21 protein-coding genes are annotated in these 26,197 nt (G+C 53.8%); 19 read left to right on the top strand and 2 right to left on the bottom strand.

The features are described from left to right. Positions 1–64 precede the first annotated feature (64 nt). Positions 65–1,381: a helix-turn-helix domain-containing protein gene (locus P40081_RS33850; RefSeq protein WP_052422139.1), complete on the top strand. Its 1,317-nt coding sequence runs from the start codon at positions 65–67 to the stop codon at positions 1,379–1,381. A gap of 105 nt (positions 1,382–1,486) precedes the next feature. Here P40081_RS33850 and moaA read toward each other — a convergent pair whose 3' ends face one another. Further along, positions 1,487–2,488 carry a GTP 3',8-cyclase MoaA gene (gene moaA, locus P40081_RS33845; RefSeq protein ID WP_039309112.1) on the bottom strand — a complete coding sequence of 334 codons (1,002 nt, stop codon included), beginning with the start codon at positions 2,486–2,488 and terminating at the stop codon, positions 1,487–1,489. Positions 2,489–2,872: 384 nt separating this feature from the next. Here moaA and P40081_RS33840 point away from each other — a divergent pair, with 384 nt between their 5' ends. The 3 genes from P40081_RS33840 (at position 2,873) to P40081_RS33830 (ending at position 5,614) form a co-directional block, all read left to right on the top strand. Further along, positions 2,873–3,568, top strand: coding sequence for a TorD/DmsD family molecular chaperone (locus tag P40081_RS33840; protein WP_039309109.1), 696 nt, complete (start codon positions 2,873–2,875; stop codon positions 3,566–3,568). Positions 3,569–3,772: 204 nt separating this feature from the next. After that, positions 3,773–5,281 (top strand): cardiolipin synthase, encoded by a 1,509-nt coding sequence (gene cls / locus P40081_RS33835; protein ID WP_042140271.1) that lies wholly within the window; start codon positions 3,773–3,775, stop codon positions 5,279–5,281. Between the two features lie 117 nt (positions 5,282–5,398). Next, entirely contained in the window at positions 5,399–5,614 is a 216-nt protein-coding gene (locus P40081_RS33830; protein WP_042140270.1) for a hypothetical protein, read from the top strand. Positions 5,615–5,802: 188 nt separating this feature from the next. Here P40081_RS33830 and P40081_RS33825 read toward each other — a convergent pair whose 3' ends face one another. After that, the gene (locus P40081_RS33825; protein ID WP_081970323.1) at positions 5,803–7,347 is read right to left on the bottom strand and encodes a phospholipase D family protein; all 1,545 of its coding nucleotides are present in this window, start codon (positions 7,345–7,347) and stop codon (positions 5,803–5,805) included. A gap of 281 nt (positions 7,348–7,628) precedes the next feature. Here P40081_RS33825 and P40081_RS33820 point away from each other — a divergent pair, with 281 nt between their 5' ends. From P40081_RS33820 to P40081_RS33750, 15 genes are all read left to right on the top strand, one after another. After that, positions 7,629–8,558 carry a MerR family transcriptional regulator gene (locus P40081_RS33820; protein WP_231575245.1) on the top strand — a complete coding sequence of 310 codons (930 nt, stop codon included), beginning with the start codon at positions 7,629–7,631 and terminating at the stop codon, positions 8,556–8,558. 209 nt (positions 8,559–8,767) lie between these two features. Continuing rightward, positions 8,768–10,324, top strand: coding sequence for a phytoene desaturase family protein (locus P40081_RS33815; protein ID WP_081970321.1), 1,557 nt, complete (start codon positions 8,768–8,770; stop codon positions 10,322–10,324). Beyond that, on the top strand, positions 10,321–11,841 hold the full coding sequence (locus P40081_RS33810) for a phytoene desaturase family protein (protein ID WP_042140268.1): 1,521 nt from the start codon (positions 10,321–10,323) through the stop codon (positions 11,839–11,841). Before P40081_RS33815 ends, P40081_RS33810 begins: the two co-directional genes overlap by 4 nt. After that, positions 11,834–12,691 (top strand): phytoene/squalene synthase family protein, encoded by an 858-nt coding sequence (locus P40081_RS33805; protein WP_042140267.1) that lies wholly within the window; start codon positions 11,834–11,836, stop codon positions 12,689–12,691. Before P40081_RS33810 ends, P40081_RS33805 begins: the two co-directional genes overlap by 8 nt. 2 nt (positions 12,692–12,693) lie before the next feature. Beyond that, entirely contained in the window at positions 12,694–13,479 is a 786-nt protein-coding gene (locus tag P40081_RS33800) for a carotenoid biosynthesis protein (protein WP_042140266.1), read from the top strand. Further along, positions 13,448–14,188: a lysophospholipid acyltransferase family protein gene (locus tag P40081_RS33795; protein WP_042140265.1), complete on the top strand. Its 741-nt coding sequence runs from the start codon at positions 13,448–13,450 to the stop codon at positions 14,186–14,188. The genes P40081_RS33800 and P40081_RS33795 overlap by 32 nt, the downstream gene beginning before the upstream one ends. Further along, positions 14,185–15,342, top strand: a complete 1,158-nt coding sequence (locus P40081_RS33790) for a glycosyltransferase family 2 protein (RefSeq protein ID WP_042140264.1) — start codon at positions 14,185–14,187, stop codon at positions 15,340–15,342. The genes P40081_RS33795 and P40081_RS33790 overlap by 4 nt, the downstream gene beginning before the upstream one ends. Continuing rightward, positions 15,339–16,814 carry a phytoene desaturase family protein gene (locus P40081_RS33785; RefSeq protein WP_042140263.1) on the top strand — a complete coding sequence of 492 codons (1,476 nt, stop codon included), beginning with the start codon at positions 15,339–15,341 and terminating at the stop codon, positions 16,812–16,814. The genes P40081_RS33790 and P40081_RS33785 overlap by 4 nt, the downstream gene beginning before the upstream one ends. A gap of 139 nt (positions 16,815–16,953) precedes the next feature. Beyond that, on the top strand, positions 16,954–18,093 hold the full coding sequence (gene fni / locus P40081_RS33780) for a type 2 isopentenyl-diphosphate Delta-isomerase (RefSeq protein WP_081970319.1): 1,140 nt from the start codon (positions 16,954–16,956) through the stop codon (positions 18,091–18,093). A gap of 44 nt (positions 18,094–18,137) precedes the next feature. Then, positions 18,138–18,608, top strand: a complete 471-nt coding sequence (locus tag P40081_RS33775; RefSeq protein ID WP_231575244.1) for a GNAT family N-acetyltransferase — start codon at positions 18,138–18,140, stop codon at positions 18,606–18,608. 408 nt (positions 18,609–19,016) lie between these two features. Beyond that, a complete protein-coding gene (gene ychF / locus P40081_RS33770; RefSeq protein WP_042140262.1) occupies positions 19,017–20,117 on the top strand; it encodes a redox-regulated ATPase YchF in 1,101 nt (366 codons plus the stop codon). 780 nt (positions 20,118–20,897) lie between these two features. Beyond that, entirely contained in the window at positions 20,898–21,965 is a 1,068-nt protein-coding gene (prfA, locus tag P40081_RS33765) for a peptide chain release factor 1 (RefSeq protein ID WP_039309100.1), read from the top strand. Between the two features lie 4 nt (positions 21,966–21,969). Next, a complete protein-coding gene (locus P40081_RS33760; protein WP_042140261.1) occupies positions 21,970–23,025 on the top strand; it encodes a N5-glutamine methyltransferase family protein in 1,056 nt (351 codons plus the stop codon). 157 nt (positions 23,026–23,182) lie between these two features. Beyond that, a complete protein-coding gene (locus tag P40081_RS33755) occupies positions 23,183–24,367 on the top strand; it encodes an FtsW/RodA/SpoVE family cell cycle protein (protein WP_042140260.1) in 1,185 nt (394 codons plus the stop codon). 600 nt (positions 24,368–24,967) lie between these two features. Then, a complete protein-coding gene (locus P40081_RS33750) occupies positions 24,968–26,167 on the top strand; it encodes an FtsW/RodA/SpoVE family cell cycle protein (RefSeq protein ID WP_042140259.1) in 1,200 nt (399 codons plus the stop codon). Positions 26,168–26,197 lie beyond the last annotated feature (30 nt).

Below are 26,197 nucleotides of genomic sequence, written 5' to 3'. Positions count from 1 at the left end.
GAAACAACAGAGTAGTTAGATCTAATATTCTATGGATAAGCGTGTGAAAAGGGTGATAAATACTGTGGAGCATACAGTCAAAATCCGGGACGAAATAGCAGCGTATCTCTTCAGGCATAACCTGTCCATTAATCAATTTGCTATCATCAGCGGCATACATTCCGGTACACTCAGCCGGGTGATGAAGGGTCAGCAGGCCTTGGCGATGAATCATCTGATCCGTGTTACACGCGGGATGGGACTTCCCGAGGACTACTTTTACAGTAAGTATGTGGATGAATGTCTGTATGATTCGGCACCAACCTGGCGGCGGCTGAGGCCGTTCCTGCTGCAATGTGCGGCGCTGTCACGTCTGGACTGTATTGAGCGGATTGTACAGAATTTGCTGGATAATCTTCTCTATGTACCGCTGCTGTTTGAGGTCGCCGAGGAATTATTTGAGCAAAAGAGCTGGCAGGCGGCAGCATTAATCTATGAAAATGTGGGAGCCAGCGAGAAATACCAGCATTCCGAGCGTCTGGCGCTCTGCCAATATCGGTTGTTCTTAATAGGTCTCAGCGATGATCAACACAAAAATTTAATTGCAGCTACTTTATGTGAAGGTTATGTGGGCAGACTGGACGAGGTCAATCAATTAGATGCTTTACATCAGTTGGCTAATACGTATTTCTCATTACATGAATGGCAAAAGGTAATGGAATTAGCGGATGAAATGGTGAGGATTGCTACTAATCTATATGAGCTTCATAGAGAATCAGGACGTACTTATGAACAGGCATACAAGAGACCTTTATACACTTATATTTTATACGCTCAACTTCTTCAATCCTGTGCTCAAGAGGAGTGTGGGAACTATAAAACTGCATTGGATATGGTACCCCTGTATATGGATCATAGCTGGATTCGGGAAGATACTGAAGAAGCGAGACGGATCTCGGCTCAATTTAAGGAATGGGGAACGGCCAATACTTATCTCTATCGCTTGTTGGACGGACAAATCGAAGTGCTGGATGAGTACGTAGAGTACATTTCTACCCGGGAAAATGAGATCTTTACGGCACTATTCAAAATTATTGAATCGGCCAATCGTTATAAGTGGGATGTCGATCATATTCTGCTGAGATTCGCCAATTATATCCCTTACCGCAAATATTCCAGCGTCTTTGGTGAACGCAATATATTGATGCTGAAAGATAGCCATGCCCAGTTCCGCCGCGAGCTGGCAACCTATTATCTGGCCCGCAGACGTTATAAAGGCGATGACGTGACCATGCAGGGTGTGGACCTATCCGCCAAAATAGACTGTGAGCGTAATGTGATCCGGGGAACCTTATCCGTGGATTTTGAGATATCGATTTCGGATATCACTAAACTCGGCTGAGGATTGAGGAAAAGCATTCCCTTTGAATATTCATGCAAAACGGCTGAGAACCCCTCCGGGGAATCTCAGCCGTTTATTTGTTCAACCGGTAATGCCGCCCTGCGGTTAGCCGCCGATCTGTGACATGCGGCGGGCGGTAGGCGTATGGCTCTGCGCTTTACGCTCCAGGGCCAGCGCCATTTCATGATTATGCGGCTTGTTGCCGAGCGCCTGGCGGAAAAGAGCCTGCACCGCAGCAGGATCACTTATCAGTGGCCGCACATTATATTCATCCTCCCAGTAAAGGCAGGCTTTGATGTTGCCGTCGGCGGTGAGGCGCAGCCGGTTGCAGTTATCGCAGAAGTGCTCGCTTACCGGATGGATCAGTCCGAAGGTTCCTTTTGCCCCGGTGACACGCCGGTTCTGGGAGGGGCCATTCCCGGAAGGCATATCGGCTTCCTCGGTAGTCCAGCCTGCTTCATTGCAGGCTTCCACTACCGTTTCTAGCGGGAGATAGGTCTGCCGCCAGGCATCGCTTGCGCTGCCGATGGGCATATATTCGATGAAACGTACATTCAGCGGGCTGTTCAGCGTCAGGGCGATGAAGTCCTTGATCTCATCATCATTAATACCCTTCATCAGCACGACATTCAGCTTGATCGGCGACAGGCCGGCCGCTTCGGCGGCTTCAATCCCCTTCAGCACTTTGGCGACATCGCCGCCGCGGGTGATCATGGAGAACCGTTCCTGCCGAAGGGAGTCCAGGCTGATGTTCACCCGTGACAAGCCCGCCTGCTTCAGGGCTGCGGCTTTGGCCGGAAGCATCAGACCATTCGTAGTTAACGATATATCTTCAATACCGGGTATAGCGGAGATCATGGATACCAGCTTCTCCAGATCCTTACGGACCAGCGGTTCTCCGCCGGTCAGCCGGACCTTCCGCAGACCCAGCGGCGCAAGTGCTTCCACTACAGCGGTAATTTCCTCATAACTCATAATCTCGTCCTGCGGCTGGAATTGCATTCCTTCCGCAGGCATACAATAAATACAGCGCAGGTTGCAGCGGTCTGTAACCGAAATGCGAATGTAATCATGTATCCGTCCAAAAGGATCGGTCAGCGGCTCCATGGCACTACTCCTTCACCTGTTGAGTTTTATTTTAAATTTTAAAGACTTCATTCCTCTGCGTCAATGTGTACGGCTTCAGCTGGCCCAATCCGCAATTATGGAAGAGGAGGGAATGCATACAGCATAAGAAACGGACAACCTAAATAATATGTGACGAAAGATGAAAGACGCAGCCTAATTTTGACAAAAGTACGACAATTTCAGGGAATGGTCATAGAATGCTCACCGAAAGCGCTTAACAATTTCGATATAATTTAGGTGCGGAAGATTCAAACTTTATAACCTTTCACTTTTGCGAAGAACACAGCTATGATACCGGAAAGTTCAGGCGGCGACCTTAAGGAAGCCCCGGCGTCCGGCAAACCAATAGGGAGGATTTGCAAAATGACTATACCTACAGTTCCATCACTTGTCGTGCCGGAGGTTTGTAGCCGCTGGCTGGAGAGTCGGGGATTAATATATCAGCTTCTGGTTGATTTCTACGGAAGAAAACCATCGCTCTCACTGGTCGCCCAGTGGAGCCGCAACCGTGAGATGAGTATTGCTGCAGAAATGACCGAAGGCGGACGTGAACTGAAGCGTTACCTGTGCAGCCAGGAGCCAGCAATGCTGCCGGCCATCTGTGAGAAAGAGAAGCTCGAATATAAGCGGCTGATGAATGAGCGTGCTGCCAGTACTTTTGTGGCCCGGGAAGCAGCCCAGCTCGGCCGTGAAGAAGAATTCTGTAACGTACTTTCCGATGTGTATGCTTCGGCAGGCATTGTGTTCAAGAAATGCAGCGGGGAAGCTGACGACCATATCGCCATTGAACTGGAATTCATGGCAGTCCTGCATGAACGGATGCTGTACAACAGCTTCTCCATCCGCAGTGCAATGGAGCTTCTGGAGATCCAGGAGAACTTCCTCGAAGAGCATCTGCTGAAATGGACACCGCAGTTCTGTGAACGGCTGAACGCAGCGACTGACAGCCCGCTATATCTTGGACTCAGCCACATGCTGGAGGAATTCCTGCCGCAGGATCTGCATATGCTGCGTGCCTGGAAGGCTTCGCTGGAGAGCAGTGCGGCGGCAATGGTCTAAACAGCTGAATAATCAAGGCGTCCTTCCGAAGTGGAAGGGCGCCTTATTTGTTGCTGCGGCAGGTTCAGCTTCCTGCGAAGAGGTTACAGTATTGTTGCAATTCAAGTTTCGTATAGGATTCCAGTAGGAAGAAACGGTGTCTTCATGTAATATATAAATGTGTCAGTTTAGTGATGAACGGTAGAACGAGAAGGTAGGTTGCATATGAGAAGAGGACTGCAGGCTTTAGTCATCATAGGGGCTATGCTGGCTTTTTATTACTTTGGATTTGGTATTTTTGGCAGTACGGCCGGAACGATCATCAGTATTTTCTCCACATTGACGGTTATCTCTATCGGGCTGGGTATCTTCATGGAGAACCGTAACCCTTCTACCACAATGTCCTGGATTCTGCTGCTGGCCTTGATTCCGGTGCTGGGACTCGTTTTCTATTTTCTGTTCGGACAGAATGTGTTCAAACGGCGCAAATACGATAAGAAGGCCCAGCGCGACCTGATGGCCTATGAACGGATTGAGAATGACGCGCTGCGCATGCACCAGGATTGGTCAGTGTTCAGTCCCGGGCGCCAAAAGCTGCTGGGATTGTCGCAGAGACTGGGACGTACGCCGATTTCCTTCAATTCAGAGACGCGTATCCTGACCAACGGTGAAGAAACCTTCGGGACCCTGCTGCTCGAGCTGCGTCAGGCCCAGCATCATATCCATATGGAATACTATATTTTCCGGGCGGATCATATTGGGACACGCATACAGCAGATTCTGATCGAGAAAGCCCGGGCGGGCGTAGCTGTCCGGTTTATGTATGATGCGGTCGGAAGTATTCAGCTGTCCAAGGCCTTCCTTAAGGAGCTCAGTGATGCCGGCGTTCAGGTGGCTGCCTATGGCAACTCAACCTCCTTTTTCTCCAGCCGGGTGAATTACCGGAATCACCGCAAAATTGTTGTCATCGACGGCGATGTGGGATTCATGGGCGGACTTAATGTTGGCGATGAATATTTGAGCCGGAGTAAGACTTACGGCTTCTGGCGGGATACGCATATGCTGCTGAGAGGTGAAGCGGTGCGGACGATGCAGATTATCTTCCTGCAGGACTGGATGCACACCACCGGTGAGAAAATATTAGAGCAGGATTACCTCTCCCCGCAGCTGCGCTTCACGACCGGCGACGGAGCGGTCCAGATTATTGCCAGCGGACCGGATAACGAGCGGCGTGCACTCAAGAATATCTTTTTCTCCATGATTGCCTCGGCGGAAAAGTCAGTCTGGATCGCCAGCCCCTACTTCATCCCCGATGAGGATATCCTGACCGCGCTGCGTGTGGCGGCGATGTCGGGTCTGGATGTCCGTCTGCTGTTCCCGGCCAAGCCGGATAAGTGGATTCCGTTCCTGGCTTCGCATTCCTACTTCCCGGCACTGCTGGAATCCGGGGTGAAGATCTATGAATATGAGAAGGGCTTCATCCACTCGAAGCTGCTGATTGCGGATGGGGAGATTGCTACCATCGGCACAGCCAACATGGATATGCGCAGCTTCCACCTGAACTTCGAGGTGAATGCGCTGCTGCTGCAGACCGAGAGTGTCTCGCGTATTGTCGCAGACTTCGAGCGTGACCTGCTGTCCACGCGGCAGATTGTCCATGAGACCTTCATGGATAAAAGGCTGCTGGAGCGGCTGCTGGAATCGGCAGCCCGCCTGATGTCTCCGCTGCTGTAGTAAGGGAATCTAAAAAAGACCACCGGATGGAGCTGCTGCTCTCCGGCGGTCTTTTGTTCTTATTTAGGGACTTATGATATTCCAGTAATCACTCTGAATCCGCCGAAAGTGGGCGATATGGGTAAATTAAAGGGAAAAATCCCTCTAATTCTGCCGAAAGTGGGCGATATGGGTAAATTAAAGGGAAAAATCCCTCTAATTCTGCCGAAAGTGGGCGATATGGGTAAATTAAAGGGAAAAATCCTTCTAATTCCACCAAAAGAGGGCGATTTAGGAAAATCAAAGGGAAAAATCCCTCTAATTCCCGCAGATGCGGCCCAAAGGAGCAAATGAGGAGCATTAGTGCACCTGAATTTACAGGGGCTACCCCAGAAGTCGCCCGAATAGAGCAATAAGAGTTGGCCTTAAATCTACATTAGCTGCACAGGCCGCGCACACCGCATAAGCTCCAGCTGATTCACCATTAGGGTGATATTTATTTGTCCCAATAGAAGAATTTACAGGTTTCTGCTTGGGCATATTCAGAAGGTAGTGAGCCCGAGGCGGGTCTGCATCCGGTAGAGGAGATACTTAATCCATGTAATTTCACTCTGATATTCCTTCAGCGGCAGGCTGTACTCGGCTCCCTCGTTATTCCACAAACGGTTGAAGTAGCTCTCCATTTCAGCATATAGCGGCTGCCCCTGCGGCACGGATACCCAAAGGTTATTCTCCAGATTGTAGTCGTCCAGATTACGGGCCGTGAAATTCGTTGATCCGCCCAGAACGATGGAGTTGCCGGCTGCCTTGGCGATGAACAACAGCTTGCTGTGATACTGCTCCTTGCCCGTATTGTACCAGCGGATTGCGATATTCCCCTTAGACTTCCGGTTCAACTCCATCGCAACCGGGCGGTTCGGGATACCGATTTTGTCCCGTCCGAAGGCATTCTGATTGGGATCCAGCAGGAGCCTTACTTCAGCGCCGCGAGCGTCAGCCGCCAGCAGGGCATCAATAATTCCGTCGTCCGCCAGATAGAACATACCCATCCAGATGACATCCCCCTGCCCTGTTGCCTTGATATCATCCAGAGCGTACTTGTACACCTTGCCTTCGGTTAAATAGCGGACCTCGAGCTGCGGCTCCCCGGCGGGGAGGGCTTGCTGCTTGAAGTCCGGTGTCCTGCTCAGCAAAGGGCCCGCTTCCGAGAGGTTCGCGGCAGCCTGCTCACTCTGCAGAATGTCAGCCAGAATCGGACCCTGCACCTCCAGGGCAATGTTAGAGTGATAGGCGCTGGCGTCATGCACATTCCCCGAAGAGATCAGCGCGGTGTTCTCACTGAGCACCACTTTGCGGTGATTGGCTTTGACATTGAGCAGCTTCAGATACGAACGCGCAGTGATATCAGGCCCTCCGCTGGCCATAAGATTGGGAATCCAGCCCTTGCCGGATTGTCCGAACCACTGAATGAAGGTCCGCCATACAGCGGAGTAGGCCGGGGTCGAGTCACGCAGTGTATCCACATCCGTCATAATAACCTTGATTCCGGCGGCTTTCATCTCTTCCAGCAGATGATTGGGCGCAGAGCTGTAATTCGTATTCACCTCATCAGTAATGAAGGCGATCTCCATCCCGGGATAGGCTGCTTTCTGTGCGATAAGCTTATCAGTAAGCTCCTGGCTGACTGCAGGGAACTGCTGGTCGGTGTGGGTATAGTCATTGAACAGGAACAGGTCGATTACAAGGAATTCTCTGGCTTCTCCAATAATCTGCAGAATTCTCGGGAGAATCTGTTCTTCTCTTGATTCGGCCCCGCTGCTGTCCTGATAGGTCAAGTCGTGCCAGAAGGCTACATTCTCCACCTTATACGCAGGACTCTCCACGGAAAGCCCGGGAGGCAGCGGTTTATGGGTCTGGTAGATCATTACCCCGGCTAGCCATACCAAAAGAAGGATGACGGCAATCAGTATCTTGGAGCGGCGGTGCAGAATAAACTGCGGTTTCCGCTTGCGGGGTGACGTAACCGCACCGGAAGCTATAATTAGCTGCGACTGTTCGGGCGTAATGGAGCGGCTGCCTTGATTCATGGGATGATCCTCCTGGGTGCTGCGGAGCCAGAGTCCGTAGGTCTTGGCGCCGGCATTGTAACTACCTATTAACGCCCGCTGAGGAGAAGTGAAGCAGTTGACTGCAAAATCATCTGAAAGATCTATTTTTGCTAAAATCACCGGATTTATACCGTATCATTCCTGTAAAGCAGGGTTATACAGTTCTAATGACATACAGCAGAAGCAAATGTATAATGAGTGTAAATAATTTGTATAAGGTTTGAATCTTCAGAAGTATTCAGTGTAAATAGGAAAAGAGTGTGAGATACATCGTGTATTCCATCAAACAGGTCGTCGAAATGCTCGATATTCCTTCGGTCACTCTGCGGGCATGGGAGAACAGGTACCAGGCTGTTATTCCGGAACGTACCGAATCGGGCTACAGGCTGTACAGCCAGGAGAATATCGAGGACCTTCGCTGGTTGAAGGAACAGACGGACAAGCAGGGCATCAGTATTTCCCATGCCGTGCGGATGCTGAAGATGCGTAAGCAGAAACATCTGGATGAACGTCTGAACGCGGCGGGCGGCGACCCCAGAGATGCCATTGACAAAATGAAGCAGCAGATCTATACAGCCCTGCACGAAATCCAGGGCGAACGGGCGGATGCATTAATTGATTTCGGGTTCTCATTGTACGGCTATGAGGCTATGGTATATCAGGTGCTTGTGCCGGTGCTGGTCAAGGTTGGCGATGCCTGGGAAGAAGGGACGGCAACGGTAGCCCAGGAGCATTATATGACGCATATGATCTCTAACCGGCTGTCCCAGTTTTTTCATGTGTTTCCCGTTTATGCGCATTTGCCGAAGGTGCTCGCCTTTTGTCCGGCGGGAGAGCATCATCAGATAGGGCTGCTGCTGTTCTCGCTTTTCCTGCGTAAGAACGGGGTTGAGGTCATTTACCTGGGGGCCAATACGCCGGAGGAAGGTGTTATGGATATGCTGGAGAAGCAAGGCCGGATCGGGGCAGTCTGTCTGTCCGTTACGGATGAAGAGCTTGTACCGTACTGTGAAGATTTGCTTGGACGGCTCGGCAGCATGCATCCGGACCTGCAATTTATTGTCGGCGGCAAAGGATATGAAACGGCCGGTCCTGAGGCCACCAGGGCGACCTATAAGCTGGATGAGCCTCCGGAGCAGTGGCAAGCCTGGTTTGACCGGGAGTTTGCCCGAATGAAGCATAGAATGTAGCTTTTAGAACCGATCGGTACCCCTTGAGGGCCGGCCGGTTCTTTTTTGCTTTTACAGGCTGGGAACTCTAATTATTGGAAGTCGGATTGCTGATATTTACATGGCGCGGCAAAGTATGTATGATATTTGTATCATACTTGTATAGTTTTTGTATAATGTTTGAAAAGAGTTATCTGCCTCAAGACAGACAGCTATAAGGAGGAAGGCGCTTGACTGGACCCAAACGTACCGCGAAAGTTGCAATTATAGGCGCTGGACCAGGCGGACTGGCCGCAGCTATGCTGCTGGCCGCCGAAGGCTACGCAGTGGATCTCTATGAGAAGCAGGATACAGTTGGCGGAAGATCGGGAGAGCTCAAGCTGGGCAGCTACCGTTTTGACCGGGGGGCTACCTTTTTGATGATGCCGCATCTGCTGGAGGAGCTGTTCGCCCTGGCAGGACGTTCCGTGCATGATTATGTGTCCTTGAAGCCGCTTGACCCGCTGTATTCACTGCATTTCGGAGATACCGTATTTACGCCTTCTACGGACCAGGAGCAGACTGCCGGAGAGATTGAGCGGCTGTTTCCCGGCAACGGGAGCGGCTACCGCCGGTTTATGGCCGATGAAGCCGACAAGCTGGAGCGAGTCATTCCGCTGCTGCAGCGTCCGTTTCAATCCCTGGGTGACTATATGAAAAGAGATGTACTGCACGCGTTGCCTAAGCTGAACGCCGCAGATAATGTATACAACCGGCTGTCCCGGTATTTTGATGATGAACGGCTGCGGTTCTCGTTTACCTTTCAGGCCAAATATCTGGGGATGTCGCCCTGGGAATGTCCCGGTACGTTCACGATCCTGTCCTATATGGAGCACCGTTACGGCTTGTACCATCCGATAGGCGGAATTAACCGTGTCCTTCAGGCGATGTCTGAGGTGATTCAGGAGCATGGCGGGCATGTGCACACCTCCAGCGGAGTGAAGCGCATAGTGGTCAAGAACGGGGATGCGGCAGGATTGCTGCTGGAGAACGGGGAGCGGGTGGAAGCGGATTACGTTGTGATCGGGGCCGACTTCGGCTCTGCGATGACGCAGCTGTTCGAGCCCGGCATTCTGAAGAAATACACCCCCCGCAAGGTTGCCCGGAAAAGATACTCCTGTTCAACAGCCATGCTGTATCTGGGTATCGATGGGGAGGTGGAGCTGGGCCATCATTCGGTTCATTTCTCCGCCGATTACCGGCGTAATGTCGAAGAAATTACTAAGCTTGGGGTATTATCCGAAGATCCTTCCATATACGTCCATAATCCGTCGGTTATCGATAAGACGCTGGCGCCGCCGGGCAAGTCTTCGCTCTATGTGCTGATGCCGGTGCCTAATCTGAGTGCAGAGGTCAACTGGCAGCAGACGAGTGCGGAAGTTGAAGCGCGGATGATGGAGCGCCTGGAGCAGATTCCCCAGCTTGCGGGAATAACCGGGCGGGTGGAAGAGAGCTTATTCTTCTCTCCGCTGGACTGGCAGAACAAGCTGAATGTATATAACGGCGCAACCTTTAATCTGGCCCATAATCTGGGGCAGATGATGCATTTGCGGCCGCATAACACCTTCGAGGAGGTGGGCGGCATCTGGCTGGTCGGAGGCGGAACCCATCCGGGCAGCGGTTTGCCGACGATCTTCGAGTCGGCGAAGATCAGTGCGCGGCTGCTGCGGGAGCATGACCAGGCCCTGCGGGGCAGCTTCACCGTGCCGGCCGGCGCTCCCGGCGCGGGCGCGGGGGTTCCGCTATGAGCCGCGTAGCCGTTGTGGGCAGCGGAATCGGCGGGCTGACCGCAGCGCTGCTGCTTACCCGGCAGGGGCATGAGGTTGTAATGTACGAGCGCGCAGAGCAGGTGGGCGGGCGCGTTGCCTTTGAAGAAGAAGGCGGCTACCGGATTGACCGCGGGCCTACCATTGTGCTGCTGCCGGAGATGCTTCTGGATATTCTGGAGGAAGGCGGGCTGCCGCGCGGAAGTCTGGAGCTGCTGCGCTGTGATCCGCTTTACCGGGTTCACTTCAGGAGCGGGCGCGTGCTGACCAAATTCGCGGGGGCCGCAGAGCAGGCAGAGGAGATTGACCGGCTGTATCCCGGAGAAGGTAAGGGCTTCCTGCGGTTTATGGAAGATATGTCACACTTGTATCCAAAGGGCAGGGCTTCGTTTCTGGAGAGAGGCTATAAGAACGGGCGCGAATTTTTCAGCCCGGCCAATGTGTCGCTGATGGTCCGTCTGCGGGCGTACCGAAGTCTGCGCTCTGCAGTCGGGCAATATTTCAGGCATGAGGAGCTGAGGGATGCCTTCTCCCTGCAGAGCCTGTATATCGGCGGAGCCCCCTTCCGCACACCGGGAATCTATACGATGCTTCCCTACGCGGAGCATGCCTTCGGCATCTGGATGCTGAAGGGGGGATACGGCACCCTGCCGCAGATCATTGCCCGGGAGCTGGAGGGCCGCGGAGTACAGATTCATACCAGTACAGAAGTTGATTCCCTGATGGTAGAAGGGGGAAGATGCCGCGGGGTTGTTGTTCAAGGCCGGCAGATAACCTATGATGCCGTGCTGTACAACGGTGATTTCCCGCATATTGAGAAGCTGCTTCCATCCGGGGTGTTCAAGCGGGACAATAATCTGGCCGGAACTACAAATAAGACAAGCAGCGCTACTGATAAACCGATCCGGCACGGCAGCTTCACACCTTCCTCAGGCTGCCTGCTCATCTATGCAGCTGTATCCAAGCGCTGGCCGCAGTCTCAGGTTCACCAGTTCTTCTTGCCGGATAGTCTGGATAGCAGTCTCCATGAGGTGTTTGACCGCGGGCAGATCCCTGCTGATTCTTCATATTATGTGTTTAACCCGGTAGTGCTGGACGACAGTGCCGCTCCTCCCGGAGAAAGTATACTGTATTTCCTTGTCCCTGTTCCGGCAGCACCGGATAAGGATTGGGATGATATCGCCGAAGCACTCGCCGTCAAGGTGCTAAGGGATGCTGAGAAGCGCGGATTCCCGGGGCTTACAGCCAGTATAGTCTGGCGCAGGCTTAGAACGCCGGGGGATGCCCGTAAGGAAGGGATGTACGGGGGCGGGAGCTTCGGAATAGCCCCGATGTTGAGCCAATCCGGTGTATTCCGGCCTCAACCGAAGCCGTATCCGCTCCAAGGCCTGTATGCCGCAGGAGCATCTGTCCATCCCGGCGGCGGTGTGCCGATTGTGATGCAGGGAGCCAGGCTGGCAGTTCAAGAACTGATAAAGGAGATGAGCGGTCATGAATGAAAGGATATTGCAGCAATGTGAAGAACTGATGAAGAAAGGGTCTACTTCCTTTTATAAGGCTTTTAATTTTCTGCCAAGTCCCAGGCGTGAGGCAGTGCATGTTATTTATGCCTTCTGCCGGATTATTGATGACAGTGTGGATGAGCCTGACAGCTCGCCGTACAGTATTCATGAACTGAAGGCGCATTTCAGGGATCTGGAGGAGGCGGACGGACATTTCATCTGGCCGGCGCTGCGCTGGCTGTTCAGCAGCTTCCCGCAGCTTCAGCGTGAGCCTTTTCACCTGCAGATGGAAGGCCAGATCAGAGATCTCTCTTTCACCCGGTACGAAACGATGGAGCAGCTGAAGAGCTATTGCTATCTTGTAGCAGGGACTGTAGGGGAAATGCTGCTGCCCGTTCTGCGGGATGATCAGAATGAAGCGGCACGGGCCGCAGGGATATCGCTGGGTATAGGCATGCAGCTGGTGAATATTATCCGTGATGTAGGCGAGGACCTGCGGAGAGGGCGGAGATATGTACCGCTTGAGGTTATGGAGCGACAGGGTTACAGCCAGCAGGAGCTGGAAGCCGGAGAGGTTAATGAGCCGTTTATCGCTGTGCTTCAGGAGCTTAGGGCGGAGGCGCTGCACTGGTTTGAAAAGGGCCTGGAGAATGTGCATACGTATCCCTGGGAGAGCGGCATGTCAATTGAACTCGCTGCCGCCTTCTATGCCGCCATTCTTGATGCCGTAGAGGCAGACGGCTATGACGTATTCCACAAGCGGTCTTATGTCAGCGATGAAGCCAAGCTCAAGCTGTTCCGGCGTACGGTGGTGCGCTATACCGGTATCACAACCGTGGTGGTGTAATCATGATCAGAGCCCTATTTTGGATCTGGTATGGAGTCGGCGCTCTGCTGCTGATCTGGTTTGGGATTCCGGAAAGTCTGAGCTTTTCCAATGGTTTGTTTCTAGTCTTTTATGGTGCATATGCCGCGCATTTATTATCCTCCGGGCAGGCTTGGCCCTTCATGTCTGACTGGTCAGTCATATCTGTTGAACGCCGCCGTAAACTTTCCATGTGGCGTGCTGCAGGCCTGATCTGGATGGGAGGAATGGCAGTCGAATGGGTCGGCGTTCATTCAGGCCGGTTGTTCGGTGAGTATCACTACTCTACGGTGCTCGGACCTTTGTTGTTTGGCGTGCCTGTTACGCTGGGCTTCGCCTGGATCGCTGTCGTCTGCAATGCCGTACTTATCAGCTATGATTTCGGGCAGCGCGGCTTGCTCTTGCGGCTGCTGCGGGCTGTTCAGGTTGGCTTCTGGACGGTGCTTCTGGATCTGGTGCTTGATCCTGTTGCCCATGCCAGAAACTTCTGGCACTGGGAGGGCGGCGGCGGCTTCTATCAGGTGCCCTGGAGCAATTTCGGCGGCTGGCTGATTGCCGGTGCTGCCTTGTCCATGCTGCTGCCGGCTGTGCCGGTTACCTGCCTGGCGGCCCGCCGCGGTACCCGTCTGTACCAGGCGATTCTGATTCTGTTCGGTCTTATCAGTCTTACAGAGGGTCTGCCGGCCTGTGCAGTGATTGCCGGATTAGGCACTGCTCTGGCGGAAGGGAGCTTGCGTTATGCTGGAAGCCGTCAAGTCGGGAAGCTTTGACCGCTTGTTCTACCGCTATAATTCATTTTATCTGCTGCGCAGGCATTTCCATTCCATCGGAATATGCGGGGATTTGCAGCCTGCAGCGGCCGAAGGCAGAGGTATTCTCTATCTCATGAATCACAGTTCCTGGTGGGATGGCCTGCTCGCCTATCACGCGGCAGGGAAATTGGCGGGAAGCAGGCACTACTTCATGATGGAAGAGGAGCAGCTGCGCAAATATGCCTTCTTCCGGAAGCTTGGCGCCTACTCCATTAACTCCGCCAGTACGGGAGACTTGCGGGCTTCATTGCGTTATACAGCGGGACTGCTGCAGGCGGGAGAGAGTGTCTGGATGTATCCGGAAGGTGAGATCCTGCCGCTGGAGCATCGTCCATTGAGCCTGAAAGAGGGGGCGGCACTGGTGCTGCGTCTCAGTCCGCTGACTACGGTAGTGCCGGTAACGCTATATCATGGCCTGTTCCGCCATACCAAACCGGAAGCGACACTGCTCGCCGGAACCCCGCAGCTGCTGCCTTGGGCCGACATGGACCGCTCAGACATTGCCCGCAGCCTGGAGGCTGCGCTTGGTGAACAACTGGAGGCACACCGCAATCGGATTCTTAATCATAAAGGTTACATGCCGGAAGAATTCAGGCCGCTTCTGAAGAGGGGAAGATCCACCAATGAATGGCTTGACATGCTGAGGCCGGGCAGGGGGAGCCGATGATCACGGTCTTACAGATCATATCGGTTGTGCTGCTGCTCCAGCTGCTGTTTGCGGTGTGGAATGCAGCGCAGCTTCCCAAGCTGGGCGCGGGGATTAGCCGAGAGGCTTCAGAAGTACATCCGGTATCGGCAGCATCAGCAGTACGGCGCCTGTCCGTGCTGATCCCCGCACGGAATGAAGCGGATAATATTGCGGACTGCCTAACCTCTGTGCTGGCTTGCAGCTCCAGTGGAAGGAAAGTGGAAGTAAGAGTGCTGGATGATTCCTCGGCAGACGGCACAGGAGCGATTGCCGCTGCAATCCTTGGAGACAGGGCAGCCGTTCTGCGGGGACGGGAGCTGCCGGAAGGCTGGCTGGGCAAATCCCATGCCTGTGCCCAACTGGCGGAGGCTGCAGAGGGTGACTGGCTGCTGTTTTTGGATGCGGATGTCCGGTTGCAGCCGCTGGCTCTGGAGGCGGCCTTCACTGCGGCCGAAGCTCAAGGCGGCGGCATGGTCACAGGATTTCCCCGCCAGGTTACCGGCACATGGCTGGAGCGGCTGGTAGTTCCCCTGATGGTCTTCACGATCATCTGCCACCTGCCGGTTCCGCTCGTCCGCGGTTCAAGAGACCCGCGTTTTGTTGCGGCACATGGGGGCTTCATCCTGATCCACCGGGATACTTATACCCGCTGCGGCGGGCATGAATCGATCCGTGGTGAACTGGTCGATGATATGGCGCTGGCCCGTGCGGTGAAGCGGGCAGGAGAACCGGTGATCCTCGCAGATATCACCGGTCATGCTTCAATGCGGATGTATCACAATGCCAGGGAAGTGTGGAACGGCTACCGCAAGAATATCTATGCCGGTACCGGCCGCAGCCCCGTGCTTCTGCTGGCTGTGCTTACAATGTATTTATCACTCTATATGCTGCCGGTTGCAGCAGTCTTATACTATTGCATGACCGGACAGCCTTCATCAGCAGTTATGCCGGCTGTTGCAGTGCTGACTGGTATCGCCATCAAGCGGACCAGTGATGCGGCCGGCAGGCAGCCGGTCTGGTTCTGTTTGCTTTTGCCGGCCGGTATACTCTGCTTGTCCTTAATTGCCGTGGCATCCTGGCGCGGAAGCCGGTCCCGCGGGGGCTACGAATGGAAAGGTAGGCGTTATTTATGAAACCGAAGGCTGTGATTATAGGTGCCGGATTCGGAGGGCTGTCCTGTGCGGTAACACTGGCCGTCAAAGGCTGGGAAGTAACCGTCCTGGAACGGCAGCAGCAGCCGGGCGGCAAGCTGCAGCGTGTCGAAGCGGGAGGATACATGTTCGACCGTGGCCCGAGCACCATTACGATGCCGCATGTCTTCCGTTCGTTGTATGAGCTTGCCGGGACCCGCATGGAGGAGTATGTCCGGCTGTATGAACTGGAGCCGCGAACCCGCAATGTATTTACTGACGGCTCAATTGTTGATTGCTCCCGCAATATCGGGGCTATGCAGGAGCAAATTGCGTCTTATAGTCCTGAAGATGCTGTGCGCTATCCGGACTTTCTGGCCGAGGCCTCGCGTCTATACGAGCTCAGCGGGCAGCAGTTCCTGAACAGGCTGCTGCTGTCCTGGCGGGACAAATTATCGCCGTCTCTTGTACGGGACCTGCTGCGCGTCAGGCCTTTTCTTAATCTTCATGCCCTGCTGCTCCGTTATTTCAGTCATGCGAACACCCTGGCTATGCTGGGACGTTATGCCACATATGTCGGTTCCTCGCCGTACCGTGCGCCTTCGATATTTGCGATGCTTGGACATCTGGAGATCAGGGAAGGGGTCTACGGTGTCAGGGGCGGGACCTATGAGCTGATCAAAGGCTTAACTACACTTGCCCGGGAGCTGGGCGTACAGCTGGTTACAGGCACCGAGGTTACGGGGATTTCGGTAGTTTCCGGCGCTGTGGAAGGGGTGGATACGGCTCAAGGGTTCTATCCGGCCAAGACTGTTATAGCCGGCGGTGATGTGCTGAGCATCAACCGTATGCTGCTGCCCGAAGAGAACCGTCCGGGCATGACAGACCGCAAGATTGAAGCCTACGAGCCGTCCTTGTCCGGGCTGGTGACACTGGCGGGAGTGCCGCGCAGATATGATACCCTGCTGCATCATACGGTTTTTTTCCCTGAGAATTATGAACAGGAATTCAAGGATATCTTTGAGCATAAACGTCCTCCGCAGCAGCCTGCGGTCTATGTATGCCACTCGGGTTATTCCGAGCCTGAGCTGGCGCCGCCGGGCGGCAGCAATCTTTTTATACTGGCCAATGCGCCGTATCTGAGCCCTGCCTGTGACTGGAACGAAGAAACCGCTGCTTACGGGGAACGTGTGCTGTCCGTGCTGGAGGGCCATGGAATTACAGGGTTATCCCAAGCGGATGTCCTGCAGCGTTATACCCCCCGGGATATCGCTGACGATACTCTCGCCCACCGGGGGGCCATTTACGGGATATCCTCCAATTCAGCGCGGCAGACCTTCTCCCGCCCGGGGAACCGCTCCAGGGACGTTAAGGGGCTCTGGTACGTCGGCGGAACTACACATCCCGGAGGAGGGACGCCAGTTGTATCCTTGTCCGGAAGGCTGGTGGGGGAGTATATTGCCGGGAGTCAATAAAAGACAGAAGAAATCCGCCCGTGTCAACTGCCGGGCGGTGTTGTGCTATAATGAAATGTACTTGTGCTTAAGAAGCCTATAAGTAGCGTCTCACGCTACCGGACATATATGAATACAGGGTAGAACGGAGGAAGACAGCATGAATCATATGCCGCAGGACGGTGTGCCGCGAAGTCCGGAGCAGCAGCCGGGCACAGAGTACGGGTCAGCATCGCGGGCAGCAGGCACTGAGGGACATAAATCTCTGCTGCCTGACTCCAGAACCGGGGAGCGCAAGATTGAGCATGTGCGGCTCTGCCTGAATGAAGACGTTGCCGGCAGCGGAATTACAACCGGCTTCGAGCAGTACAGGTTCCGCCATAACGCACTGCCGGAGCTGGACTTTGAGGAGATCGGGCTCGGTACGGAATTTCTCGGCCGGGGGCTGCGGACACCGTTGCTGATCAGCTCCATGACCGGGGGGAGCGAGGCGACCGGGCACATTAACGCCCGGCTCGCCGAAGCGGCCGAGCGCCGGGGCTGGGCCCTCGGCGTGGGTTCTGTCCGCGCCGCTGTAGAGCGCGCAGAGCTGGCGGCTTCTTTTCATGTGCGCGATAAGGCTCCCACGATTCCGGTTATAGCCAATGTCGGGGCGGTACAGCTCTCCTACGGCTTCGGTGTAGAAGAGTGCCGCCGCGCGGTAGAGATTGCCGGGGCAGACTGGCTGGTTCTGCATCTGAACGGGCTGCAGGAGGTATTCCAGCCGGAGGGAGACACCGGGTTCGCTTCCCTGCTGAAGCGGATAGAGGCGTTATGCCGTAACCTTGAGATACCGGTAGGTGTCAAAGAGGTAGGCTGGGGCATTGACGGAGAAACCGCAGCCCTGCTGTATAATGCTGGTGCTGCCTTTATCGACGTTGCAGGTGCGGGCGGCACATCCTGGAGCCAGGTGGAGAAGTTCCGCAGTACGGACCCGGTACGGCGCGCGGCTGCGGAGGCCTTCGCGGACTGGGGGATTCCCACGGCGGAATGCATCGGAGAGGTGCGGGCCATCTCGCCCCGCGGCGCGCTGATCGGCAGCGGCGGGCTGAAGCATGGTGTGGATGCCGCCAAGGCGCTGGCGCTTGGGGCCGATCTGGCCGGCTTCGGGCGGAATCTGCTGGGTCCGGCCGTCAGCTCCGAGGAGGCACTGGACCAGGCGCTGGCACAGGTTGAACTGGAGCTGCGCACGGTCATGTTCGGCATCGGTGCGCCGGATCTTGCTTCCCTGCGCGGTACCCCGCGTCTTATCCGGCGCTAGAAGCAAGCCGATGAATATGGAATTAAAGGAAGGGCTAAAAAACAATGATTAAACTGGTCCAAATGGACGAATCGACTTTTCAATTTTTCTTAAGACAATCCACCCGTGATTACGCAGAGGACAAAATAAAGGCCGGAGCCTGGGATGCTGAGACCGCCATGAAATTGTCCCAGGAAGAAATGACACGTTTCCTGCCCAAAGGACTCTACACAGAGGGAGCTTATCTCTATTCTATAGTAGAGGCTGAGAGTGAAGCTGAGGCCGGGTACATCTGGTTTAATGTGAACGAGAACCGGGGAGTCCGGGAGGCGTTCATCTATGACTTTTATATTTTCGAACCTTTCCAGAGTAAGGGGTACGGCAAGCAGGCACTGGCTGCATTAGATGAAGAAGCCCGGAAGATGAATGTGACCCGGATCGGACTGCATGTCTTTGGCCAGAATGACCGTGCTTTTGAGCTGTACAAAAAAATGGGCTTCCTGGTTACGGATATTACGATGTCTAAAATGCTATAGGTGCAGGGCAATTAGCTGCAGTTTTTCAATCTAGTCAGTCAGACAGGCGGATTCTGCTTTGGAATGGAGAGTCCGCCATTATCGTATATGGAGACTCCGCGAGGGGTCTTTTTTGAAATATAAGAATTTTATATGTTTCACGCTATCAATTATCCTTCTAATTTTGGAGAAACGGATGCCGCCTCTTTCAGAGGACGATGAAGCCGTTTCTTCTTGCTGAATGGATACGCCGGGGTTCCGGGAAAGTAACGGAGTATTATTCGGGCTAAGGCCTCACTGTATGGAGATTAGACACATCCCCTTGACATCTGCTGTTGCTGGAGGTTTTGTTCTAATATATAATGGTTTAGATCAGTACGGTATTTCATGCGGTGATCAATTCAACCGAAAATAGGAGTTGTCATATAAATGGCTTTGAAAGCTGGAATCGTTGGACTTCCCAATGTTGGGAAATCGACATTATTTAATGCTATAACACAAGCGGGGGCGGAATCCGCCAACTATCCTTTCTGCACCATTGACCCTAACGTGGGTGTCGTGGAAGTGCCGGATGAACGTCTGGATAAGCTGGTCGAGCTGGTGCAGCCGAACAAGACGGTTCCGACCGCTTTTGAATTCGTAGATATTGCCGGACTCGTGCGCGGTGCGAGCAAGGGCGAAGGTCTGGGCAACAAGTTCCTGGCTCATATCCGGGAAGTGGATGCTATTGTTCATGTGGTCCGCTGCTTCGTCGATGAGAACGTAACCCATGTTGACGGCAAGGTGAATCCGATCAGCGACATCCAGACGATCAACCTGGAGCTGATTCTGGCCGACCTCGAAAGCGTCGAGAAGAAGATCGAGCGTTCCCGCAAAAATATCAAGGGCGGCGATAAGAAATTCGCTCAGGAAGTTGAAGTACTCGAGCGCGTTAAGGAAGCCCTTTATCTGGATCAGCCTGCACGCAGCCTGGAATTATCCGATGATGAGCGTCTGATCGTGCGGGATCTTCACCTGCTGACCCTGAAGCCGGTGCTGTATGCGGCGAACGTGGGCGAGGATGAAGTGGCGACTGCTGAAGAGAACCCGTATGTTAAGCAGGTACGCGAATTCGCAGCGGCTGAGAATGCTGAAGTAGTGCCGATCAGTGCCAAGGTGGAGGCTGAGATTGCCGAGCTGGAAGGCGAAGACAAGGCGATGTTCCTGGAAGAGCTGGGTCTGCAGGAATCCGGGCTTAACCGCCTGATCAAAGCAGCATACAGACTGCTCGGACTCTACACCTATTTCACAGCGGGCGTGCAGGAAGTCCGTGCGTGGACTATCCGCAAAGGCACCAAAGCACCTGGAGCGGCCGGAGTTATTCATACGGACTTCGAACGCGGATTCATCCGCGCTGAAGTAGTAGCTTATACGGATCTGGTAGCAGCAGGCTCGATGAACGGTGCCAAAGAGCGCGGCCAGCTGCGTCTGGAAGGCAAGGAATATCTGGTGCAGGACGGCGACGTTATGCATTTCCGCTTCAACGTATAGACCATTTATAGTGTAGGGCAGAGAGGCCATCCAGAGTAGAGTTTATTACTTGCTGGATGGTTTCTTTTTGAATTTTGGATAAGGATAAGGGTCAGCTCCTATTTGTGGAAAACCCGAAAAGGCGGCTTCAGAAGCCGGGGGTACGATGAACAAGGGTTCGGCTGGGTCAGTGGCGGACGGCGAGCGTCTGCGGTCTGGTCTACCGTCTGGTCTGTCGCTACCGCCTGCCGCCTGTGGCGGAAAAGCAGTTGGATAATCTCCACTTGCTTATGAACAGAGTGATCCTTGCCAGGAAGTAGTTGGAAAAACAGCACTTAATATTCAGCAAATAGATCACTTTCGAGGAAACGCCTGAAATTTAATGACGTTTATCCAATTAATTCACTTTAACGCTGCAAAACACCGAAATTAAGATACGTTTTTCCAACTATTCATGCAGAGTGGCTCCTCCTCCTATGACCGCCGTATAATCGCCGTATGACCGCCAAGCTATACAACTATTAATATCCATGGGAATGAGGCCGGGAGCGGCATCAGATATTTATTCAGTACCGGGTTATTTTGTAATCAGGACAAGCGCCTGATGCATAACTTGGCTGCAGCTTTTACATCATAAGGTGGCGCAGCTCAGGATTCAAAAGATTTCCTGATTCCGCGCTTTGTACTGTAGCCAATTGGCTGGAGTGGTGGTATAATATAAAGTCGTATATCTATTTATGTTGTATCGACAATGTTAAGTATGTATAACCGAAGAATTTGAATCAGGAGAGGTGAATTCCCTTGTTGGACCGATTGCAATCCCTGGCGGACCGCTATGAGAAACTCAGTGAACTGCTTTGTGACCCGGATGTTGCAAACGACAGTAAGAAACTGAGGGACTATTCCAAAGAACAATCCGACTTGCAGCCCGCCTTTGAGGCGTATAGCGAATATAAAAATGTAATGGAAGAGCTCGAAGCCGCCAAGATGATGCAGGCTGAGAAGCTTGATGATGAAATGAAGGAAATGGTCAAGATGGAGATCGACGACCTGTCCTCGCGACAGGTGGTTCTGGAGGAGAAGATCCGTCTGCTCCTGCTCCCCAAAGACCCTAATGATGATAAAAATGTAATCGTGGAAATCCGCGGCGCAGCCGGCGGGGACGAAGCAGCATTGTTTGCCTCTGACCTGTACCGGATGTATACCCGTTATGCCGATACCCAGGGCTGGCGCGTAGAGCTGATGGATGTGAACACGAACGATCTCGGCGGATTCAAGGAAGTTATCTTCCTGATCAACGGCCGCGGCGCTTACAGCAAAATGAAGTTCGAAAGCGGTGCGCATCGTGTGCAGCGTATTCCTACAACCGAATCCGGCGGACGAATTCATACTTCAACTTCTACCGTTGCGGTTATGCCGGAAGCGGAAGAATTCGAAATTGAAATTCATGATAAGGACATCCGTGTCGACACCTTCTGTTCCAGCGGCGCGGGCGGACAATCCGTTAATACGACCAAGTCTGCGGTGCGTGTAACCCATGTACCTACCGGTATCGTAGCTACCTGTCAGGACGGCAAGTCCCAGAACTCCAATAAGGAGAAGGCGCTGCAGGTGCTGCGTGCCCGTATCTCGGATCTGAAGCGTCAGGAAGAAGAAGCCAAGTACTCCGGAGAACGGAAGAGCAAAGTAGGAACCGGGGACCGCAGTGAGCGTATCCGTACCTACAACTTCCCGCAGAGCCGTGTAACGGATCACCGGATCGGCCTTACCCTGCACCGTCTGGAGCAGGTCATGAACGGAGATATCACCGAGATCATCTCGGCACTGTCTATTGCGGAACAAGCGGAATTGATGGAAAAAGGAGAATAATGCTTTGAAACACGACTCTTACGTCATGTCGGAATTGCAAAGCATCCGGGAAGCCTTTGCGGAGGCTTCTTCTTTTTTGGCCGGGCACGGATGCAATGAGCCGCAGCGCAGCAGCCAGCTGCTGCTGGAGCATGTGCTGGGCTTGTCCGGAGCGGCATATTATATGGCGCTGGCTGATCCATTCCCGCCAGCGCTCAAGGCGCAATGGGAAACACTGGTCACCCGCCGGGCGGCGGGTGAACCGGTGCAGTACATCATAGGCGAGCAGGAATTCTACGGCCGAGCCTTCGAGGTTACGCCCGATGTGCTGATTCCGCGTCCGGAAACGGAGCTGCTCGTCGAGGCGATTCTGCGCTACGGCGCGGAGCTGTGGCCGGACGGGACGGTTGCGGTGCGGAGCGAAGCCGCGCAAGAAGCCGATGGGCCCGCGGGGGGAAGAGCCGCGGGCGGTAAGGCGCCGGGGCCTGCGCGGGGCGAAGCCGCGCAAGAAGCCGATGGGCCCGCGGGGGAGAGAGCCGCGGGCAGTGAGGCGGCGCGCCCGCGCGCCGTGCGTCCGCTGACCGCCGTCGACATCGGCGCCGGCAGCGGAGCCATCTCCGTCACGCTGGCGGCGGAAGCGCCGGCGTGGCGGGTCTGCGCTGGCGACATCTCGCCCGGCGCGCTGGCCGTGGCCGGGCGCAATGCGCAGCGGCTCGGCACGTCCGTTGACCTGCGGCTCGGCGATCTGCTCGAGCCGTTCGCGGGGATGGAGACGGATATTCTCGTCTCCAACCCGCCGTACATTCCCGGCGGCGACATCGCCGGGCTGCAGCGCGAGGTGCGCGACCATGAGCCGCGCACGGCTCTGGACGGCGGCGGGGACGGGCTTGATCCCTACCGCCGCATGATGGAGCAGCTGCCGCTGCTCCCGGCTCCGCCGCGCCTGGTCGGCTTCGAGCTCGGCCAGGGACAGGCCGGGCAGGTAGCTGAGCTGCTGCGGGCGGCCGGCCACTGGAACGAGATCATCACAATCGAGGATCTCGCCGGGATTCCCCGGCATGTGCTGGGGATCGCCCGCTAGCGTCCCCGTCCTGGATGCGGCTGCCAGTAGGCAGAAACCGCCAAACGGTGAAATTGTATTTATGCTGCCCCTTCCTTTACAATAGAAATGACGGGACCTCTGTATGCGGCTGCGGCCAGGTGACAAGAGGAACCAGTACTGAGTAAGGAGACAGAATATGCTTCAGAAGATTAAGAAGATAGACGGCGTCATCCTGGTCATTCTTGTGCTGCTGATGGTAGTCAGCATTTTCTCCATATACAGCGTTACCCACGGGCGCGACAAGCTGGACGGATCGCATATCAAAATGATCAAATTCTATATCCTGGGCTTCATCGCCTTCATTGGGCTCACCTTCGTGGATTATCGTCTGCTTGTTAAATATGCGCTATATGTTTACGTTACAGGCATTGGGATTCTGGTGCTGGTCAGCTTTATCGGTACAGAACAGAATGGCGCGCAGGGCTGGATTAAATTCGGGAGCTTCAGTCTCCAGCCCGCCGAGCTGTTTAAGCTGATACTGATCCTGTTTCTGGCTGCGGTGCTGGTCCGCAAAAATAAGAATAAGCTGCTGTTCTGGCGCGATGTCGTGCCGCTGGGTCTAATGAGCCTATTGCCGTTTTTGATCGTACTAAGCCAGAATGACCTTGGGAATGCGCTCTCCTATATCGTGATTCTTGTTGGCCTCCTCTGGATCGGCAATATCAAGTTCACGCACGCGCTGATCGGGCTGTTAATTATTGGCGGAAGCGCGGCTGCCGGAATCATGAGCTACATTCATTACCACGATGAAATCAAGGATTTCCTGACAGATATCGGCCGTTCCCACTGGGTAGAGCGCTTTGATCCGTGGCTGGTGCCGGAAGAAGCGACGGCCAAGGCAAGCTATCATACCAAAAACGCCAAAATGGCCATAGCCTCCGGCGGTATGAGCGGCGAAGGCTATATGGAGGGCAGCTCGGTACAGACAGATCGCGTGCCGTATACGTATTCTGATTCGATTTTTGTGCAGATTGCCGAGGAGTTTGGTTTTGTCGGATCGGCGCTGGTGCTGCTGCTCTACTTTATCCTGATTCACCGGATGATTCTGATTGCATTGGAGTGCAAGGACAGGGGAGGGCCGTTCCTGATTGTCGGCATTGTCGCGATGATGCTGTATCAGATTTTTGAGAATATCGGTGCCTTCATCGGCCTGATGCCGCTGACCGGGATTACGCTGCCGTTCATCAGCTTCGGGGGGACCTCACTCCTGATCAACATGGCCAGTATCGGTCTGGTAATGAGCGTACGCCTGCATGGTCAAGAGGTAGAGGAAGATTTGCCGAGTCCTACAATCTATTCTTCTCCGGTCAAGCAAGGTTAACTGTATACTATAATATCTCTGATTCAATCAGAGGTAATCCGCATGCCGGAGCTCTTCGAAATGGAAGGGTTCCGGCATTTTGTTTCGTTCTACGCTAGACAGCATCAGAACCAAAGAAGTGAGTTGATTCTCAACCATGCAGCGATGGACATGTTCAGGTCCAAGGGGAAATTCAGTGATAGTTGTATACTGTACAATTAAAAACAGCGAAAAGGGTATGGTCGCACCGTATAACTGTAATCTGTACAACTAAATCTGCCCGAATCGCTGAGAACCCAGCTATATAAAGGAATTAGGTGTACGAAATACAACTAAACGGATAATTGGTTGAAAGTCAGATGTTTTAGCTGTACAAAGTGCAATTAAGCTACCGCATATCCTGTAATTGCGGAAATTGGATCACTCCAAGCCCTTGGCAAGCGATTTAGCAGAATGGTTGTCACCTCATTAGTTTAAGGCTGGTGCTATTCCCGGCTGGCAACGATCACATAAATTGTATTTACGCCCCCACTTGTCTTACAATGGAAATTAGTGGATTCGGTTCCCTGGGTATACTGCAGGAGGCCGGTCCATAATCCGCGTAGGTTAAGGAGTATTCCGATGTTACAGAGAATCAGACGGATTGACGGCTCCATCGTATTGATTTTGCTCTTGCTGATGTGTGTCAGTATTTTCTCGATATACAGCGTGACTCACGGGAGAGTTGACCTGGATGGCACACACATACGGATGATTCAGTATTATGTGCTGGGTTTTGTTGCTTTTTTTCTGCTTACCCTGTTTGATTACCGCCTTCTGGTCCGGTATGGACTCTATATTTACATCCTTGGGATCGGTATTCTGCTGCTGGTCAGCTTTTTCGGCAAGGTAAAAAATGGCGCCCAGGGCTGGATCGGCATCGGTGAATTAAGCCTCCAGCCGGCGGAGCTGTTTAAGCTGATCCTGATTCTTTTTCTGACCACTGTACTTGTCCGCAAACAAAGAAATCCGCTGCGCTTCTGGCGTGACGTGGTGCCGCTTAGCCTAATCGCCCTGGCGCCGTTCGCGTTGGTCATCATCCAGAATGATCTGGGCAATGCGCTCAGCTATATCGTGATTCTGCTTGGGCTTTTGTGGATCGGAAATATTAAATTCTCACATGCGCTGATCGGGATGGTTATTCTGGCGGGATCGGTGCTGGGCTTCATTCTGTGCTATGTCCACTATCATGAGCAGACGGTAAGCTTCATAGAGCAGACGCTGGGCCGGGATCACTTCGTCAGGCGCTTTGACCCCTGGCTGGTACCGGATCTGGCAAGCAGCGATGCGAGCTATCAGACCAAGAATGCCAAGACGGCGATTGCCTCGGGCGGACTCAGCGGCGAAGGTTATCTGCAGGGCGGCACGGTGCAAAGTGACCGGGTGCCTTATCTGTATTCTGAATCGATTTTTGTGCAGATCGGCGAAGAATTCGGCTTTCTGGGTGCAGCGGCGCTGCTGATGCTCTTTTTTATCCTGATCCACAGATTAATTGTGATTGCCCTGGAATGCAGGGACCGCGGCGGCCCGCTCCTGATTGTCGGGATCGTAGCTATGCTGCTGTATCAGATTCTGGAGAATATCGGGGCAATGACCGGGCTGATGCCGTTGACGGGGATTACGCTTCCGTTTATCAGCTATGGGGGGACCTCAATTCTGATTAACATGGCCTGTATGGGGATTGCCATGAGTGTGCGGCTCTACGGGCAGGATGTGGAGGATGATCTGCCGCTTCCGCTGCCCAAGCTGAAGGATGAGACTACTTTATTCTCAAAATCATAGATTACTAGGTTTGCAGTCTCTCATTCCCGG

The sequence above is a fragment of the Paenibacillus sp. FSL P4-0081 genome (genome assembly GCF_000758565.1).
Taxonomy (GTDB): domain Bacteria; phylum Bacillota; class Bacilli; order Paenibacillales; family Paenibacillaceae; genus Paenibacillus_AQ; species Paenibacillus_AQ phytohabitans.
The sequence above is the reverse complement of the archived record's forward strand: the minus strand, read 5'-3'. Positions and strand labels throughout refer to the sequence as shown.

Coding starts and splice junctions, on each gene's coding strand:
- P40081_RS33825 (WP_081970323.1), bottom strand. CDS start 7,347: ATGAATCAAGGCAGCCGCTCCATTACGCCCGAACAGTCGCAGCTAATT.
- cls (WP_042140271.1), top strand. CDS start 3,773: ATGAGAAGAGGACTGCAGGCTTTAGTCATCATAGGGGCTATGCTGGCT.
- P40081_RS33755 (WP_042140260.1), top strand. CDS start 23,183: ATGCTTCAGAAGATTAAGAAGATAGACGGCGTCATCCTGGTCATTCTT.
- P40081_RS33805 (WP_042140267.1), top strand. CDS start 11,834: ATGAATGAAAGGATATTGCAGCAATGTGAAGAACTGATGAAGAAAGGG.
- P40081_RS33795 (WP_042140265.1), top strand. CDS start 13,448: ATGCTGGAAGCCGTCAAGTCGGGAAGCTTTGACCGCTTGTTCTACCGC.
- P40081_RS33790 (WP_042140264.1), top strand. CDS start 14,185: ATGATCACGGTCTTACAGATCATATCGGTTGTGCTGCTGCTCCAGCTG.
- P40081_RS33840 (WP_039309109.1), top strand. CDS start 2,873: ATGACTATACCTACAGTTCCATCACTTGTCGTGCCGGAGGTTTGTAGC.
- fni (WP_081970319.1), top strand. CDS start 16,954: ATGAATCATATGCCGCAGGACGGTGTGCCGCGAAGTCCGGAGCAGCAG.
- moaA (WP_039309112.1), bottom strand. CDS start 2,488: ATGGAGCCGCTGACCGATCCTTTTGGACGGATACATGATTACATTCGC.
- P40081_RS33775 (WP_231575244.1), top strand. CDS start 18,138: ATGATTAAACTGGTCCAAATGGACGAATCGACTTTTCAATTTTTCTTA.
- ychF (WP_042140262.1), top strand. CDS start 19,017: ATGGCTTTGAAAGCTGGAATCGTTGGACTTCCCAATGTTGGGAAATCG.
- P40081_RS33800 (WP_042140266.1), top strand. CDS start 12,694: ATGATCAGAGCCCTATTTTGGATCTGGTATGGAGTCGGCGCTCTGCTG.
- P40081_RS33810 (WP_042140268.1), top strand. CDS start 10,321: ATGAGCCGCGTAGCCGTTGTGGGCAGCGGAATCGGCGGGCTGACCGCA.
- P40081_RS33785 (WP_042140263.1), top strand. CDS start 15,339: ATGAAACCGAAGGCTGTGATTATAGGTGCCGGATTCGGAGGGCTGTCC.
- P40081_RS33830 (WP_042140270.1), top strand. CDS start 5,399: ATGGGTAAATTAAAGGGAAAAATCCCTCTAATTCTGCCGAAAGTGGGC.
- P40081_RS33750 (WP_042140259.1), top strand. CDS start 24,968: ATGTTACAGAGAATCAGACGGATTGACGGCTCCATCGTATTGATTTTG.